General features: G+C 57.5%; 9 protein-coding genes. 6 read left to right on the top strand and 3 right to left on the bottom strand.

Annotation, left to right across the window (positions count from 1 at the left end; genetic code table 11):
- Positions 1 to 4 precede the first annotated feature (4 nt).
- The 6 genes from ACGHU1_RS03250 to ACGHU1_RS03225 all read left to right on the top strand — a co-directional run bounded on the left by ACGHU1_RS03250 (position 5) and on the right by ACGHU1_RS03225 (position 10,412).
- Positions 5 to 1,255 carry an acyl-CoA dehydrogenase family protein gene (locus tag ACGHU1_RS03250; RefSeq protein ID WP_390583407.1) on the top strand — a complete coding sequence of 417 codons (1,251 nt, stop codon included), beginning with the start codon at positions 5 to 7 and terminating at the stop codon, positions 1,253 to 1,255.
- A complete protein-coding gene (locus ACGHU1_RS03245; protein ID WP_390583405.1) occupies positions 1,255 to 2,346 on the top strand; it encodes an acyl-CoA dehydrogenase family protein in 1,092 nt (363 codons plus the stop codon). The genes ACGHU1_RS03250 and ACGHU1_RS03245 overlap by 1 nt, the downstream gene beginning before the upstream one ends.
- A 45-nt stretch (positions 2,347 to 2,391) precedes the next feature.
- Positions 2,392 to 4,023 (top strand): acyl-CoA synthetase, encoded by a 1,632-nt coding sequence (locus tag ACGHU1_RS03240; protein ID WP_390583403.1) that lies wholly within the window; start codon positions 2,392 to 2,394, stop codon positions 4,021 to 4,023.
- Complete coding sequence (locus tag ACGHU1_RS03235) at positions 4,020 to 5,657, top strand: flavin-containing monooxygenase (RefSeq protein ID WP_390583401.1); 1,638 nt, start codon at positions 4,020 to 4,022, stop codon at positions 5,655 to 5,657. The genes ACGHU1_RS03240 and ACGHU1_RS03235 overlap by 4 nt, the downstream gene beginning before the upstream one ends.
- Positions 5,654 to 6,655: an alpha/beta fold hydrolase gene (locus ACGHU1_RS03230; RefSeq protein WP_390583399.1), complete on the top strand. Its 1,002-nt coding sequence runs from the start codon at positions 5,654 to 5,656 to the stop codon at positions 6,653 to 6,655. The genes ACGHU1_RS03235 and ACGHU1_RS03230 overlap by 4 nt, the downstream gene beginning before the upstream one ends.
- 838 nt (positions 6,656 to 7,493) lie before the next feature.
- Entirely contained in the window at positions 7,494 to 10,412 is a 2,919-nt protein-coding gene (locus ACGHU1_RS03225) for a TonB-dependent receptor (RefSeq protein ID WP_390583397.1), read from the top strand.
- 1,604 nt (positions 10,413 to 12,016) lie between these two features.
- Here ACGHU1_RS03225 and ACGHU1_RS03220 read toward each other — a convergent pair.
- Genes ACGHU1_RS03220 through ACGHU1_RS03210 form a run of 3 tightly spaced genes read right to left on the bottom strand, consistent with a single transcriptional unit; the run spans position 12,017 to position 17,746 of the window.
- Positions 12,017 to 15,163: an efflux RND transporter permease subunit gene (locus ACGHU1_RS03220; protein ID WP_390583395.1), complete on the bottom strand. Its 3,147-nt coding sequence runs from the start codon at positions 15,161 to 15,163 to the stop codon at positions 12,017 to 12,019.
- On the bottom strand, positions 15,160 to 16,278 hold the full coding sequence (locus ACGHU1_RS03215) for an efflux RND transporter periplasmic adaptor subunit (protein ID WP_390583392.1): 1,119 nt from the start codon (positions 16,276 to 16,278) through the stop codon (positions 15,160 to 15,162). Before ACGHU1_RS03215 ends, ACGHU1_RS03220 begins: the two co-directional genes overlap by 4 nt.
- A 13-nt stretch (positions 16,279 to 16,291) precedes the next feature.
- The gene (locus ACGHU1_RS03210; protein WP_390583926.1) at positions 16,292 to 17,746 is read right to left on the bottom strand and encodes an efflux transporter outer membrane subunit; all 1,455 of its coding nucleotides are present in this window, start codon (positions 17,744 to 17,746) and stop codon (positions 16,292 to 16,294) included.
- Between the last annotated feature and the right edge of the window lie 35 nt (positions 17,747 to 17,781).

Raw genomic sequence — 17,781 nt, 5'->3', positions numbered from 1 at the left:
CGACATGGATCTTGCATATGGACCCGAATATGACACTTTCCGCGGCGAAGTGCAGCACTTCCTGGAGCGGCACGGCGATCAGGCACCCGCTGGACAGGGCCGCGCCGCCCGCCCCTCTGCCGAAGCGGTCGAGTGGCAGAAACTGCTGATCGAATACGGCTATACCGCGCGAACGATTCCTGCGGAATATGGCGGCTATGGGGCCGAGCCCGACATCCTCAAATCGCGGATTATAGCAGAGGAGTTCTCGCGCGCAGGCGTTCCCGGCGGCCTTGCCAACCAGGGCATTTCAATGCTGGTCCCCACGCTTCTGGAGCTTGGAACAGAGGAGCAAAAACGCCAGTGGATCGAGCCGACCCTGAAGGGGGAAATCGTCTGGTGTCAGGGATACTCCGAACCGGGCGCAGGATCAGATCTCGCCGCCTTGAAAACCAGCGCGCATGTCGAAAACGGCGAGTTTGTCATCAACGGCCAGAAGATATGGACTAGCACCGCCAAGGAGGCGGACATGATCTTCTGTCTGGTCAGAACCGAAGCTGACGCCCCCAAACACGGGGGCATTTCCTATCTGATCTTCTCGATGAATACGCCAGGAATTGAAGTGCGCCCGCTCAAGACCATGACCGGTCACGCCGAATTCAACGAGACGTTCTTCACTGACGTGCGCGTGCCGATGGACCAGATAGTCGGCCAGCGCGGCCAAGGCTGGTTCGTCGCCAATGCGACACTGGGCCATGAACGCGGTATGCTGGGTGATCCCGATGCGCTCGAAAACCGCTTTCAGTCACTGGTTAAGCTGATGCAGGAAGAACGCATTGGTCAAGGCCGGGCCATCGACAATGCCGCGCTGCGCGACCGACTCGCCGCGCTTCAGGCCGAAGTTGCGGCGATGAAATACAACGGAATGCGCATCCTGTCGGACAATCTAAAAGGCGATCCCGGCGGCATGGCCAAGCTGATCGTCAAGCTACAAAGCTGCGAACTGGCGCATCAGATTTCGGCGCTGGCGATTGATGCAATGGGCGAAATCGGCATCCTTTATCATGGCAGCGAGCGCGAGCGTGATGGCGGCGCATGGCAGTGGAACTATATGTTCCAGCTGGGCCTGATTATCGGCGGGGGCACTGCACAGATCCAGAAGAACATCATCGCTGAACGCGGATTGGATATGCCGCGCGAACCTAAGCTGGCGAAGCCTGCGCCAGCACAGCAAGGCGCTGCCGTCGCGGCTCGCCAGAAACAGGGAGCGGCCTGATGGATTTCGGACTATCTCAGGACCAGCAAATGCTGCGCGAGGCAATCGCGCGATGCCTCGCCGATACCTGCCCGCTTGATCATGTGCGTGAATGCGCTGAAGACGAGGCGTCTTACAGTGAAAAGGTCCAGTCGGCGCTTAGCGCACTGGGCCTGACGGGAATGATGGTTCCCCAAGGGCATGGCGGCCTTGGCATGACCTTGCTTGATGCAGCGGTCGTGGCCGAACAGCTGGCCTATGCGGTTGCACCGGTGCCGTTCCTTGCTCACCATGTGCTTGTCCCCATCGCGTTTACGCAGGCGGGCAGCGATGCACAGCAGGCCGAATGGCTGCCGAAAATCGCCAGCGGCGAGGTGAGGATAGCCGTGGCAATCGCCGAAACTGTTGAAGCACGAAGCGGCGCAGGCGTGACCTGCGACGGCGAAAAGCTGAATGGAACGGCGTTGTTTGCGCTCGACTTTGCCGGGGCGGATGCCTTTCTGGTGGCTGATACAGGTGGCCGGTTGCACATCGTGCGCGCTGAGGCCGGAGGGCTGGAGAAAATCCCGCTCACGACAATTGACCGGACCCGCAGCGTGGGTGAGCTGCGCTTTGAGCAAGTTGCCGCAGAACCGTTGGCCGATGATGGCGGGGCAACTGCTGCTCGGCTGCGCGATGCTGGGCGCGTGATACTCGCCGCGGACAGCATTGGCGCAGGTCAGGCCATGATCGAAAAGGCGGTGGATTATGCGGGGCAACGCGAACAGTTCGGGCGGATCATCGGCAGTTTTCAGGCGGTAAAGCATATGTGCGCGGAAATGGCCGCGCGTCATGAACCATGCCGTTCGCTGGTCTGGTATGCTGCCCACGCGTTTGATGCTGCACCGGATGAAGCTATGCTCGCTGCGTGCCATGCAAAATCGCATACGGGCGAAGTGCATCGTTTCGTAGCTCGCACGTCCACCGAAGTGCATGGCGGGATGGGCTTTACCGACCTTCTGGGCCTCCATTACTGGTTCAAACGGATCGGTTTCGACCGACAGATTTTGGGCGGACCCGAAGCGGTGAGAGCCGAGGCGGCAGTGCAGCAGGGATGGACCCGGGCGGCATGATGTAAGCAATTGCGGGGACGCACGCGAGACAAGCGGCGACCCGCCATGAGAGGAGATGAAACCGTGATCGACTGGAACCTTGGCGACATCCTTGATGCGATTGAACCGGCCATGCCGAAGGAAGCGCCCGCGCTGATCCATGGCGACCGGATCGTAACGTGGCCAGAAATGTCGGTGCGTTCGAATAATCTCGCTCGTAATTTGCGCGAACGCTGTGCCGGCAGTGGGGCGAAAGTTGCGTTCTACATGCGCAACCGGCCCGAATATGGCGAGTTAATGGCGGCCTGTTTTAAGGGAAGACTGACTCATGTGAACATCAATTATCGCTATGTGCCCGAAGAGGTGTTCTACATTTTTGACGATTCCGACAGCGAAGTGGTCGTCTACAGCTCCGAATTCCGCGACAACATCCTTGAGCTCAAGGACAGGCTGACAAAGGTTCACACGTTTGTCGAGATCGGTAATCCGTCCGACATAGCGCCTTTTGCGGTGCCGTATGAAAGCCTCACCACGCACGGCGACGGTTCGCCGCTGGGCATAGAGCGTTCGCCAAACGATCTGCTGTTTATCTACACCGGCGGAACCACAGGCATGCCCAAAGGGGTGATGTGGCAGCACGACGATATGCGCAAGGCACAGCTCGATGCGCAAAAGCTGCTTGGCCCCGTGCCGCAGTCACACGAAGAAAACATCGAGCTCATCAAAGGTGGGGAGACAGCACGCCGCACCCTTCCCTCTTGCCCGCTGATGCATGGGACCGGCTTCATCACGGCGATCGGTACGCTGATGTCGGGCGGTGCAATTGTTACGCTGGATGACCCGTCATTCGATGCCGAAGAATTGTGGGACACGGTCGAAAAGCATGGAGTCGAAAGCATCGCCATCGTCGGCGACGCCTTCGCCAAGCCGATGCTGGGGGCGCTCGACGACTATCCTGACCGCTGGGATACCAGCAGTCTCATATCGATCATTTCATCGGGCGTGATGTGGAGCAAGGAGGTCAAGGCGGGCCTGTGCAAGCATATCCCGCAAGCGGTCCTGATGGACAGTTTCGGCGCGTCCGAAGGGCTGGGCTATGGCCTTTCTGTTACCACCGCAGAAGGCGGCACCAACACCGCAAAATTCGGTATCGGCGAGTTTTGCGATGTGTTCGACGAGAACGACCAGAAGGTCGAGGCGGGTAGCGGCGTGCCCGGCTTCATCGCTCGCAAGGGCGCGATCCCGGTCGGCTATTACAAGGATCCCGAAAAATCCGCAAAGACGTTCAAGACCATCGACGGGGTTCGGTATTCGATACCCGGCGACTGGTGCCGGGTCGAATCCGATGGCAGCCTGACCCTGCTTGGCCGGGGCAGCGTCTGCATCAACACTGCTGGTGAAAAAGTTTATCCCGAAGAAGTCGAAGAAGCACTGAAAACGCATCCTGCCATTACCGATGCGCTGGTGGTCGGTATGCCGGACGAGAAATGGGGACAGGCGGTGACCGCCGTGGTCCATCTGAGCGATCAGGATGAATTCGATGAGCAGAGCGTGAAGGACCATGTCCGTCAGCAACTCGCAGGGTATAAGACGCCCAAGGCTATCCACCCCACAACCACGGCCTTGCGCGCTTCCAACGGCAAGGCGGATTACGCTGCCGCGAAGAAGATCGCAGAAGGCAACCGGGCGGCAATGTGAGCGGCAAGACCACCCCCGATTTTGATGCGGTGATCGTGGGTTCCGGGTTCAGCGGCATCTACCTTCTTCACAAATTGCGCGATGCCGGGTTCGAGGTCCTGTTGATTGATGCCGCCGCCCAGCCCGGCGGCATATGGTACTGGAATCGTTATCCGGGTGCGCGGGTGGATTCGCAGGTGCCCCTATACGAATTCTCGCTTCCCGAGCTATGGCAGACATGGTCTTGGAGCGAGCGTTTTCCCGGATGGGAAGAGCTGCGCGCCTATTTTCGTCATGTCTGCGATACCCTTGATCTATGGGCGCACATGCGTTTGGGCACGAGGGTCAAAAGCGCGCGCTTCGCCCAAGAGGCCTCGCTCTGGCGTCTGCAGTTGGACAGCGGAGATACGGTCACAGCGCGGTTTCTTCTCCCCGCTCTCGGTTTCGCATCGAAACCTTATGTGCCCGATATTCCGGGCCTCGATACATTCTCGGGCGACTGGTTTCATACTGCGCGCTGGCCGCAGGACGGGATCGATCTGGCCGGCCGGAAGATTGGCCTGATCGGCACCGGTGCCAGCGGTGTACAGGTGGCGCAGGAGGCGGCAAAATCGGCAGATCGGCTCACACTATTTCAAAGAACACCGATTCTCGCCCTGCCTATGCGGCAGGAAACAATGACCGCAGAAGGGCAGGTCTGCGAAAAGCAGAGTTACCCAGCCATTTTCAAACAACGCACGCAGACCAGCGGGGGTTTTGAATGCCAGTCGCTGGATGAATCGGCACTTGAGGTTGGCGATGAGGAGCGCACCGCACATTTTGAGTATCTCTGGCAGCGCGGCGGCCTGAAATTCTGGTATCACAATTTTGCGGATATGCTCACCGATCGCAAAGCAAACCGCTACGCTTATGATTTCTGGCGCGAGAAGGTCCGGGAGCGGATCGTCGATCCGGCGCTTGCGGAAAAACTTGCTCCTGCCGAACCGCCCCACCCCTTCGGCACCAAGCGACCATCGCTGGAACAGAATTATTACGAGATTTTTGCGCAGGACAATGTCGCGCTTGTCGATCTGAAGGACACGCCGATTGTCCGGATCAGCGCCGACCGTATCGAAACTCAGGACGGGGCGTTTGGCTGCGATCTGATCGTCTTCGCGACTGGATTCGATGCGGGACGCGGCGGCCTTATCGACATGAACATAACCGGGAAAGACGATCTCTCGCTGTCGGCTGCATGGGAAGACGGGCTGCGCGCCTATTTGGGCATGGCTGTGGCCAGCTTTCCCAATATGCTGTTCGCTTACGGCCCGTTGAGCCCTTCGGGGTTCTCCAACGGGCCGACCGCTGCCGAAGTCCAGGGCGACTGGATTTGCGACTTCCTGATCTGGCTGAGAGATAATGATTTCGAGCGCTTCGAGGCGGACCCGGACGCAGAAGCTGGTTGGACCGAAATGGTCGCTCAGGTTGGCGCGATGACGCTCTTCCCGGAAGCGGATTCGTGGTACATGGGCGCAAATATTCCTGGCAAAAAACGGCAACTCATCAACTTCCCCAGCGTGGCCGGTTATGCCGCCCTTTGCGAAGAGGCCGCGCGCAATGCCTATCGCGGCTTTGCCACCACAAAGCTCACCAGCAAGGAACCCTTCGCGCAATGAACGACATGAAGTCAGTTAACGCCCTTCCAGCCGACATCGATCCCATATGGGCCGGTGACGGTTCGCACCTGCCCGAGTGGTTCATAACCGCGCTCAGCGTGCCGCGCGAAGAGGGCTATGTCGAGATATCCGGTGCGAAGGTGCATTATTTTCGCTGGGGTAACCGCGATAAGCCGAAATTGCTGATGACGCATGGCTTCCTCGCCCATGCCCGATGTTTTGCCTTTATCGCGCCCTTCTTCGCGCAGGATTATGACGTGGTCGCCTTCGATCTGGCAGGCATGGGCGATAGCGAGATGCGCGGGTCAGCCGATACTGCCTCGCGCGGGCAAGAGTTTGTTGAAATTGCTGAAGCGCTGGGCTTGTTCGCGGATGGGCACAGGCCGACTATCATCGCTCACAGTTTCGGCTCTGGTGCCGCGCTGACAGCAGTAACCCAGTCGCCCCATGCCTTTGATGGAGTGGTTGTATGCGATCTCATGATCATGCGTCCCGAAATGCTCGATGGGTATTGGAATAAAGAGCGATCGAGCCCAGGCTCAGGAAATCCGGATAAACCCAACAGGCGTTATCCCAGTTACAAGGCAGCGCGCGAACGCTACATTCTCTCTCCGCCCCAGCCGGTCGCGGAGCCATTCCTTTTAGACTACATCGCGTACCATTCGCTGAGGCAAGAACGGGGCGAATGGACGTGGAAGTTTTCTCCAGAAGTTTTTCGCAGGAGCAATACGCCCGAAGAATGGCTGCATATGGGTAAGCGCCTCGCGCAAGCTCCGGGCCGCAAAGCCATCATACATGGAAGCAAGAGTATGCTGTTTTCTCCTGCTTCGGCCGATTACATTCGCGAAATAGGCGGAAATGATATTCCGATAATATCTGTTCCCGAGGCCCGTCACCATTTGATGCTCGATCAACCCTTGGCCTTTGTCGCAGCTATCGAAGGTGTTCTGGCTATGTGGAATACGCCGCCACGCATCGATTCTAACGAGAAAGTCTGACTTGTCGTGGCCTGACCTCATGATTTCATTCCAAATGTCACTAGGGCCCGCCCCGATAAAAAGACGGGCGAGATGAAAAGAACAAGGTTCAGCGATGTTGGACAAGGCAGCGCTGCTGGATCGTCTGGCATGATAATTCTGACGCCCGCCGTCATGTGGTAAGCTGTGGTTTTTCTCAAGGCCTGCCGCGTCACGAAATGCCTAGCTAAGCAAGAGGCTCCGCGAGCTAGCCAACCAGCGCGCCTATTCAGCTATCGGCCTCTGCATATTTCTCTAGGCCGACAGGGGAATACATAGCCTCAATCATGCTGTCGGCATGAGAGCACCTGCTCTGGTGCTGGCTCTCTCAAATTAGCACTGGAAACTCAACATCGTCTACGGCCAAATAGCGGCCGACGGACGGGTCCGAGTGCTCGACGTGATCGATGAGGTAACCAAAGAGTGCTGAGCAGCGTTGCCTGATATGTGAGTTCGGGACGCCGCGTAATGTGGGAACTCACGGAGCTGATCGTCCGGAATGGCAAGCACAGCATAATAGCCAACGATGGTCGCGAGCTACACATAAGAGCGCCCTTTACTCTTACCTGAGAACCGAGACCGCTCTAATGCCCCCTTCCGTTCCTACCCATGAAAATCAGGACTAATTTCATTCGAAGGACGGACTTTATTAAAGCCCTTTACCAAAGACATATAACGTCGTAGCTTTTTCATTAGAGGAAACTTTGTCATAGTTTTCTCTCCACAGACTAGGGGCAGCTCATGCAGCTGCCCCGTTTTTGGCGAGTGGCCGTGAGGGTGGCGCTCGCTCAATAAAAAATACGCGAGGGAGAGGCGAGAAATGCAAAAGAAAGCATATTGGCCAACGGGCGCAGCTTTGATGGTGTTGCCACAGGTTTCGAATGCTCAGGAGGTGGAATCTGAGGAGCTACGTGCGAGTGATAACGTGATAATTGTTACCGCACAGCGACAGGCACAAAGTCTGCAAGAAGTGCCAATCGCGGTCAGCGCTTTTGATACTAAAGCGCTAGAAAGCCAGCAGATCGAAAATGCAGCTGATCTGCAATTGACACTGCCTAATGTGTCTTTCGCAAAAGGTAATTTCACGGCATCGACTTTTACAATTCGCGGTATCGGTGATCTCTGCGTAGGGGTGACTTGTGATTCAGCAACTGCCATTCACGTCAATGGGTCGCCATTGTTCGGCACGAGGCTCTTCGAAACCGAATTTTTCGATCTTGAACGCGTCGAAGTTCTACGCGGCCCTCAGGGCACGCTTTTCGGAAGAAACGCGACCTCCGGCGTTGTCAACATTGTGACGGCCAAACCGGACCTATCCAGTTTCGGTGCTTCTGCAGAATTTGAATACGGGAATTTCAACAGCATCGAAGCGAGGGGAATGGTCAACGTTCCCATTGGCGATACGATAGGTGCCAGAGTATCGGGCATCTATATCAAAAGGGATGGCTACACGACCAACCTTTTTGACGATTCCGATGTCGATGACCGCGATTTGTACGCCGTGCGCGGGTCACTGCGTTTTGAGCCTACGCCCGATACCACGATCGATCTTATGGGGTATTATTTCCGCGAAGAGGATTCCCGACTACGAAATCAAAAGCAGGCTTGCCAGCGCGATCCTCTCGGCGTTCTCGGCTGTCTGAACAACCGGCGTGATTTTGACATCACCAATGCCAACTCGACGCTTGGCGGGGTGCTCGCGTCATCCGAATTTCTCGCAATCCAAGGCATTCCAGCCGCTCTTGGCCTTGGCAGCCTGTACGGGCCGGACGCCTTTGCCGGCTTCGACAAGCCTGATGACGTCAGGACGGTGAATACGGCTTTCACACCATTCTATTTTGCTGAAGAGGTACAGGCTCAGGCGCGTATCGAACAGACCATCGGTGCAATGACGCTGACAGCAACCGGGCTTTATCAAGATACCGAAGTGGACTCCCGCCAGGATTACTTTCTGGGCATCCAGGATCGAACCGGTTTTGCCACGGCGCTCAACACGCTCTCGTTCTTCGGAGCGAACGGCTTGCCGACGGGCCTTGCGCCGCCCGCGCCTGCTTTCATCCCCGGCTCTTCTGACTATTTTTCTCCAATCGTCGATGCCCTTATTCCCAACGGGCCACAGGGAGTACTTTGTACGTCCGACAATGATGACGGAAACAGGGGCGCTTTCGAGGGCAATGTAGTGTGCGGCGATACACCCTTGTCATTTGACAGGTCCTCTGAATCGCGCGAATCATGGAATGCTGAACTTCTTCTCGCCAGCGATTTTGATGGCCCGTTCAACTTCCTGCTTGGCGGCATCTACGCAAAATCGACAACTACCGATAACAGCTATTATGTGAACTCGTTCGCGCTGGACTATGCGAGCTCGATCCTTGGCTCTTTTGGATCGCTTTCGGGGGGCTTGCCGCCCTCTTACCTCGCCTCATCCATGTTCCGGAACAATTCCCTGGAATCGAACTTGGAAAGTTTCGGAATTTTCGGAGAAGTCTATTTCGACATCACGGATAGGCTCACCTTCACAGGCGGGCTGCGCTACAATGATGACACGAAAGATGTGACAGCGCGGAACACTTTTGCAAGCTTCCTCAATCCGTATTCCAACGATGGTGCCCCATTCGACTCGCCATTTGCGGGAACTTATGACGCAGACTTGGGACTTGATGGCAATCAGCTTGTCCAGTTCCGGGAGGTGGGTTTCGATGAAATAACCGGCCGTGCTGTACTCGATTATGAGGTTTCTCCAGATAGTAATGTCTACGCCTCCTACTCTCGAGGGTACAAGTCAGGGGGAATAAACCCTCCGCTTATTCCAATCTTCAACGTGCCCGAAAGCTTTGGGTCGGAAACGATCGACGCCTTCGAAATCGGCTCTAAGAACGTGTTTGCAAATGGTAAGCTACAGCTAAATGCCACCGCATTTTATTATAAATATAGCGGGTTGCAGCTCAGCCGAATCGTTGCCCGGACGTCGGTAAATGACACAATTGATGCCACTATCTGGGGCGTCGAGCTGGAATCCGTCATTCGTCCGGACCCGGACTGGCTAATCAATCTGACGTTCAGCTACCTTAACGCTGAGGTTGACGGAGACCAGTTCTTCTCAAACCCACGCGATCCCGGGGGCGGCGATCCTGATGCCGTGATCATCAAAGATATCAGCAATGGCTCCAATTGCGCCGTTACTGGACCAGCCCCTGGTGTTGCGGATGCGTTCGTTGCTGGAGTCAATGCGGCTCTTGGACTGCGCGGGCCTGAGGAATTCCCGGCCGACGGAAATCTCCCGTCCAGCGGCGCTTTTGGTATATGTGATGTCCTTGCAGGCGCGGTTCCCGCAAATAGCGGGATCAATGTCCTGAGTCCCGGCGTGGAAGTGAACATCAACGGCAACAAATTGCCGCAGGCGCCTGAAATGAAGGCCGCTATGGGCGTCCAGTACACTGCCGAATTCGACAATGGCATGACCATCGTGCCCCGGTTCGATCTCGCCCTGACAGGCGAACAATATGGCAATATCTTCAACGGCCGGGTCAATCGAATCAAGCCGTTTGTTCAGGCGAATGCGATCGTGCAGCTAAACAGCGCGGACGAGAGATGGTTTATTCGGGGCTTTGTCCAGAACATCTTCGACAGCAACTCTGTGACCGGGCTTTATGTCACCGATGCCTCTTCTGGCAACTTCACCAATATCTACACCCTTGATCCCCGGCGTTATGGCGTTGCGATTGGCGCCAGTTTCTGATGCTTTAGCGTTTCCCTACTGCCTACAGACCCGAGCTCCCGCTTAGCGAAGGAACCTGTAGGCAGGGGTGCGCTGAAACGATGCTGCATCGACTGCCAAGGTATCGTTTCACTTGACGGTAGCGCTGATGGAATAGGGTTTGGCCAACGTGGTGTTGTTTTCGGTGCGAGCGCAATTCAGGCCATAAGCTGTAGATTCAAGCTCAGTGTTGTGGCCAATCCATAGAGCTCGTTGACCAAAGACTATCAGTCCGGCGTCGGCCCGGTACATGCATGGGATTTTCTACCGCAAACGACATTTTTGCTTGGTACTTTGTAGAGCGACCTCGACTCTGTCCGAAATTGTGACACCAATTTCCGACACCAAGAGAGAAGGCGAAAAACTGACGGTGTAGAACGCGAACCCACGTTTCGCGCTTTTCGCCTTATCTGTCAGTTAGTTCAGTGATCGGCGCGAGAAGGAGCTTAAACTCGAACCGATAATTGATCGAGGCCCGTAACTAAGGCCGCAGCATCAAACAAACTGTTCTCCGTCAGCACCTATGGCACAGATTAGGGGTTGACGAGAAACACGTTTAGCCAGAACCAGATTTGGACCATCCGTTTCTTCCTTGATTGCGAAAAGCCCGTTCGAGATCGAGCGCACTTTGATCTAGCAATCGACAGTAAACTGAGAGGCTGTGATCTGGTAGAGCTTAAGATTGGCGATCTAGTCAGCGGGCTGGACCTTAGGAAGCGTGCCGCAATCACCCAGCGAAAGACTGGCAGGCCTGTTCAATGTGAGATCGCGAATGATGCCCATGACGGTCTGTCTGCATGGCTTAAACGTGGAGGCGGCATTATTGAACACTGCGTATTTCCAAGTCGGATCGGCCATTCAAATCATTTAGGCACTCGTCAACATGCCAGACTGTTAGGTGAGTGGGTGCGCGCCGCGACGGGATCATTCACACCGCCCTGCAGCGTATGACGCAGAGGAGGGAAGATGGCACCGCCCAGACAATCGGTCTGTGGGCATGTCAGAGGTGCCATATCGGATAGCAGCGTGCTGCCTTCATCATTGGGATATGTTGTCAATCGTCTGTCAGCCCCCGATCAACCAGCAGTTGCAATAGCGCATCCCACACACTTTGTTGAGCCCATTTTCGGAAGCTGACATAAACCGAATTCCACTTGTCGCATCGCCCATACATGTCGCGTCACGGGCAGCCGATCCGCAAGACGTGCAGCATGCACTTAAGAAAACAACTAATTCCTTCCCGTCGTGCCCAGCGGCCACGCTCAGGCGGCAGCAGCGGCCCGATCACGTCCCACTCTGCATGTGACAAATCTCCGCGACCCATGACTGCTCCTCAAAAAACAGTATCGAGTCAGAAGAAGCCGGGTTTGGGAATCCCTTTGTCAACACTGCCTAGTAGCCGGCTTGCGCTTTCGCGGCGGCGCTTGCCACTGCAAACGGCGCATGACTTCGGGCAAAAGGGCGTTGAAATTCGCATGCGCGGAGGCCTGAGACACGAAACCCTAGCTTAGCTTAGCTATTTATTCGCCTGTACCTTTCTTCGTATTCTTTGTCATCGCGATGGTTGCGTCGCTTCGGCCCGTGCGTCAGGCCGTGCCTGGCTGAACGCCTGAGCCGCCTTCCGCGCCTTTGCCCGGAGGCTGGGTAACCTTCTCATTGGTGTCATCAGCCGCTTGCTCCTCTCCTTCAAAGAACCAGGCATAGAGAATCGGCACGACGCCAAGCGTAAGCAGCGTTCCCACCAAGAGGCCAAAGGCTATCGCACTTGCCATGCCGTAGAACAGCACGTCTTGCGCGATAATCAGTGGCAGCAAGCCCAGGATGGTGGTTATGTTGGTCATCAGGATTGGGCGAAAACGTCGAAGCGAAGCTGTGATGACGGCATCTGTCACGTCGTTCTTCTGCTCACGTTCGATATCGCATCTGTCGACCAATACGATCGCATTGTTGATGATGATGCCGACGAGCGCAAACAGGCCCAAGATCACCATAAAGCCAAAATCCGCCCGCATAACATGCAAGCCGATAGCGGCACCGATAATGGACAGCGGCAGGGTTAACAGGATAATTCCGGTCCGCTTGAAACCCCGGAATAGCGCGACCAGCATGATGATTATCAAACCGATCATTGCCGGGACGCTGGCGAAGAGAGCGCCTGTGCCCTCCGCACTTTGCGCGATAATCCCATCCCATTCGATGAAATGACCGGGCGGCAAGCTTGCTTCGAGCTCGTCGAGCTGTTCCTGTACTATCGGCACCAGATCCTGCGGCGTTACCTCGGTCGGCCTGGCTTCCACGGTTAGCGTTTCGATCAGGTTCTCTGTCTGGATACGGCCGAGCTGCGGACGCAGCGTCACGGCCGCAATCTCGCCGAGTTGAACGGGTCCGTCGCGGCCGCTCAACGTAACCGCTTGGATCCGCCCGGGGTCGGAGCGTTCGCGTTCGGGTGCGCGTAAAATGATTGGCACCAGATCGTCCCCGTCGCGGAACTCGCCTGCAGGCTGGCCGGAAAAATAGCCCGATAGAGCCTGTGATACGTCCAGCGAGGACACACCTGCAGCCCGCGCAGCGGCTTGGTCAACCGCAACCCGGTATTGAAACGACCGGTTTTCCCAATCTGAAGTAACATCGATGGTGCCGTCCACATCGCGCAGGATGGCGGCCAGTTTGTCGCCTGTTTCCAGAAGCACATCTCGGTCGGGACCGCGTACCTGCACTTGAGTGATGTTGGGATCGCTGGGGCCAAGAAACATTCCCGCTATTCGAAGACGGATACCGGGAAACTGCGCTGCAAGATCCTCGCGAAGCGCCAGGACGCCCTCATCGCGGGCTTTGGCATCGGTGGCGTTGATGACCATGAAGCCGCGATTTGGAGCGGGATCGACGGGCGCGAGTGACAGGACGAAGCGCGGGCCACCAAACCCCGAATAGGCAGCGACATTGTCGAAATCGGGATAACGCTCATCATCTTCGATATATTGTGCAATCTGCTGTATCTGATTGTCCGTCGCGGCGCTCGACGTGCCGACCGGCATATCGGCGTAGACCAGTATCTGCGCCCGGTCGGAGGCGGGAAAGAACTGCTGTGGCACGAATTGCAGTGAATAGCCGGCCAGGAAGAAGGCCACGCCCATCGCCCCCATGAACAGCTTGCGGTGATCGAGCGCCCAACGCAGGCGATCTTCGTATTTATCGTTGGCCCATTCGAACGCCTGATCCACTTTGCGGCGAATTTTCCCTTGCGTTTCCTTGTCAGTCGGCCGCGCGAACCAATAGCACAAAGTGGGCGTGACCATCATCGCGATCAGCCATGAAGAAGACAGCGAGATCAGGATGACGAGCGAGATACTGCGGGTATATTCTCCCGAACCTTCCTCTGCCAGCATCAGCGGCAAGAAGACCAGGATCGTAGTAACCGTGGATGCCAGAAGCGGAAGAGCAAGCTCCTTGCCTGTTTCGCCGACCGCATTGCGGCGGTCTACCCCTTGCGCCAGCCGGGTTTTGAAATCTTCGGCAATAACGATCCCGTTATCGACCAACAGCCCCAACGAGATGACGATCGTCGCCAGGCTCATCCGCTCCAACTTGATCTCGAAAACGCCCATCACCCCAAGCGTTACGAGAATGACGATAGGCACGATAGACCCTACGATCAGGCCGGTCCTGACGCCCAGGAACAGGATAACGACGCCCAGTACCAACGCCAGCGTCTGCAGGACATTGAAGCTCACCCCATAGACGGCATTTTCGACCTGATCGGCTTGCCAGGTCATGACGTTCAATTCGACCCCTGCGGGAAGGGCTTGCTGCAATTCGTTGATCGCCGTGCGCGCACGTCCGGCGTAATTTATGGCGCTTTCTTCGTCGAGCATCGAGATCGCAAAAACGATGGCCCGTTCGCCGTTGAAGTAGGCGGTTTGCGATGGAGGTTCGAGGAAACCGCGCCTTATGTCGGCATAGTCGCCCAGCCGTATCGAGCCGATCTCCGCGCCGAGATCGAGATAGAGGTTGGCGATGTCCTCCACGCTGTCGAACGATCCCGACGGCTGAATTGCAATGCGCCTTGTTTCGGTTTCGATTGTTCCACCCGGCGCAACGGTGTTCTGGGATCGCAGGGCCCGCGCGACCGCCGAAAGCGGTGCGCCCAGCTGCGCTAAAGTGGCATTGTCCATTTCGACATAGATGCGTTCATCCGGACGGCCCAGAATGTCGACCTCCCGCGTGCCGTCGATCATGTAGAGCCGGGTCCGGATATGTTCGGCCAGATCGCCCAGTTCGACCATGTCGAAACTGCCGGACTGTAACGCCATGGTTATGACGGCGACATCGCCGAACTCGTCATTGATGAACGGCTTGCGCGCACCTTCGGGCAGCAGGGGCGTCGTTTCTTCGACCTTGTCCGCCAGCTCGTCCCACACCTGGTCGAGGTCACTTGCCGAAAATTCAACCTCGGCGTGGATGATCGACTGACCTTCCATCGAGGTCGCACGCACTTCCTTCACCTCGGGGATGGTCCTGATCGCTTCGGCAAGCGGCGTGGTAATCAGCTGTTCGACCCGGCTCGCCGCCAGACCCGGCTGGCTGGTGGAAACCACCGCTTCGCGAATGGTGATCTGGGGGTCCTCGCGCGCAGGCAATGTGAAATAGCTGATCGCACCGTAGATCATTGCCAGCACGACGGTGAGCAACACCGCAGGGCGGAATCTGAACCCGATTTCGGATAAGTTGATCATCGTGCGTAGCGCCGCGGACCGACGCCGAGACGGCTGACCTCTTGGCCTTCCGACAAGAAGGCCGCGCCTTTTGACACGATCACATCCCCGCTCGACAAGCCGGAAAGTACGACCAGCTGATTGCCGCTGGCCTCGCCGAACCGGACGGGAACCTTTTCAAGCTGCTGCGTGCGCGGCGCTATACGCCATACATATCCGCTATCGTCTCCGTCTGGTATGATGGCGGTCAGTGGAACCAGAAGCCGGTCGGTGGCCTGCCCGTTCTCCGTTTGCGCAGGGCGATCGGGTAGGCGAACCTCGACGACCTGCCCGGACTCCAGTTCAGGACTGCCCGCTGCCAGAGCAGCGACGATCTCGAATGCTCCGGGTCCGCTCGCCCTGCTGCCGATATCGGTGATGCGAGCGGAGCTTGTCACGCCATCGCCAGACGAGGGCACCACGGTAACGGTTTGGCCGACCGACAGCCGACCGAGCTGGCGCTGCGGGACCGAGAAGGTAACTTCCAGCTGGGTGCCGTCCAGTTCATAGACCGGCTGTCCGGGGGACACCTGCGTGCCCGGTTCGACCATACGGCGAGCAATCTGCCCAGAATAGGGCGCACGCAACCGTGTGTCCGACAGCGCTTCCCGGGCGACACCCAATTGCGCTTCGTTCGCATCCGCAATTGCGCCAAGGCTGCCAAGCTGCGCGCGAGCATTCTCAAGTCTGGCCTGCGATGCCGCGCCTTCGGAATAGAGATATTCCTGACGTTCTTCATCCAGCCGTGCCTGATTGAGCCGCGCACGGCTTTCGGCGAGGTTGGCCTGCGCCCCCGCAACCTCCAGCCGGTAGCTTGCCGGGTCGAGCGATGCGATGACATTGCCGCGCCCGACACGGTCGCCAATATCGGCAGACATGCTTGCGATGGTACCGCCCACTTCGAAGCTCAACACAGTCCGGCTCGCAGCCTGTACCCGGCCGGGAACGGCGGTTGCGATTTCGGTATCGGAGCCGGCACCGATTTCGATCCATGCAACCGGTTTACGGGGCGCTGGCTCTTCTTTGCTGCCGCAAGCGGCAAGGGCGAGCGAGAAGGCGACGAGAATGGTTGATCTACGAAGAGGTGGGAACGGCATCACAGCTTTCTGTTCAATCGGAAACGGGTATGGGTGCGGGTGTGGTTGGCGGTGGAGGAACGGCTTGCCAGCCGCCGCCAAGCGCCGCGTAAAGCTGCGCCAGTGCTAGCGTTGAATTGCGATAGGAAATCGCGCCGTTGCGCAGCGAATCGCTATATGTCCGCTCGGCATTCTGTAATTCGAACCGGTCGATTTCGCCGGCTTCGAAACGGATCCGCGCAAGACGCAGATTTTCCTGCGCAAGTTCTATCGTGCGCAAGGCAAGCGGACGTCCCTCCCGCGCGAGATCATATTGCGCGATCGCGATTTCCGCTTCCTCGATTGCGGTCAGCGTGCCTTCGACATAGGCTAGGGCAGCCGTACGTGCTTCGGCCTGTGCCAAACGGATATCCGCGCGCACCCGCCCACCATCGAAAACGCGCCAGGACAGGAACGGTGCGATTGTGAACCGTGTGCTGTCACTAGACAGGATCGCACCGGGATCGATGGAGGTAAAACCCCCCGACGCGTCGAGCCCCAGTTGCGGAAACAGCTCGCCCCGCGCCACACCGATTTCGAATGTCTGCACCGCCAGTTCGCGTTCGAGCCGGGCGACATCGGGGCGGCGCTTGAGCAAATCCGCGCGTGTTCCCACCGGAATGTCCGGCAGCTCCAGAAGCGGCGGGACCCTATCGACTAGGGCGATCTCGGTTTCCGGCAGGCGGCCGGTGAGAACGCCGAGCGCAAGCGCATTGGCCTGAATTTCCGCTTCGACACCCGGCAGCTGCTCCTCCAGGCGCGCAAGTTCCGCTTCCACCAGGATCAGCTGCGCGCGTGAAATGGCGCCCGCTTCCAACCGTGTTTCGGCAAGACCGAGCTGGGTACGTTGCGCCTCAATCCCGAGCAGTAGTGCCCGTTTCTCCTGCTGAAAGCCGGCCATGTTAAAATAGGTTGCAGCCGTTTCCGATGCGATGGCCAGACGCGCACCATTGGCGGCGGCGATCAGCAACTCGACCCGGGCATCGGCCGCATCGATACGGCGCCTTGCCTGGCCCCATAGATCGACCTGCCAGTTGAACGCCGCGCCCAACGCATATTGCTCATATTGCCGCTCGAACCCAGGAAACTGCGCTTGGCCAAGCTGGGTGTTAAGACTTTGTTGGAGCACGGTCGTCGAACTTTCCGCACTGACCGTGGGATAGCGCGCTGCGCGTGCGCGAAGGCGGCGGGCGTTGGCTTCTTCGATACGCGCCAGGCCCTGTCGGATCGTCAGATTGTTCTCGAGCGCCGCTTCGATCAGTCTGGCAAGTTCCGGATCGCCCAGTTCGCGCCACCAAGCGACGAATTCCTCCTCTGCCACCGCTACATTTGCGCGATCGATCCAGTCGGTCTGCGCGGCAGGCGGCGGTTGGCGATCGTAATCGCCTCCCACAGCCATGCACCCCGATAAAAGCGTACTGGCGAGCAGAATTGGCAAGCATTTGGGCACGAGGCGTAGCCGGGAGGATTTTTCGCTAGTCAATT

Source organism: Erythrobacter sp. MTPC3 (assembly GCF_042854385.1).
Lineage (GTDB): Bacteria > Pseudomonadota > Alphaproteobacteria > Sphingomonadales > Sphingomonadaceae > Erythrobacter.
This window is presented reverse-complemented; position numbering and strand designations above follow the sequence as displayed.

Excerpts from the sequence above, each read along its gene's own strand:
- ACGHU1_RS03250 (WP_390583407.1), top strand. The coding sequence starts at position 5 with ATGGATCTTGCATATGGACCCGAATATGACACTTTCCGCGGCGAAGTG.
- ACGHU1_RS03245 (WP_390583405.1), top strand. The coding sequence starts at position 1,255 with ATGGATTTCGGACTATCTCAGGACCAGCAAATGCTGCGCGAGGCAATC.
- ACGHU1_RS03240 (WP_390583403.1), top strand. The coding sequence starts at position 2,392 with ATGAGAGGAGATGAAACCGTGATCGACTGGAACCTTGGCGACATCCTT.
- ACGHU1_RS03230 (WP_390583399.1), top strand. The coding sequence starts at position 5,654 with ATGAACGACATGAAGTCAGTTAACGCCCTTCCAGCCGACATCGATCCC.
- ACGHU1_RS03225 (WP_390583397.1), top strand. The coding sequence starts at position 7,494 with ATGCAAAAGAAAGCATATTGGCCAACGGGCGCAGCTTTGATGGTGTTG.
- ACGHU1_RS03220 (WP_390583395.1), bottom strand. The coding sequence starts at position 15,163 with ATGATCAACTTATCCGAAATCGGGTTCAGATTCCGCCCTGCGGTGTTG.
- ACGHU1_RS03215 (WP_390583392.1), bottom strand. The coding sequence starts at position 16,278 with ATGCCGTTCCCACCTCTTCGTAGATCAACCATTCTCGTCGCCTTCTCG.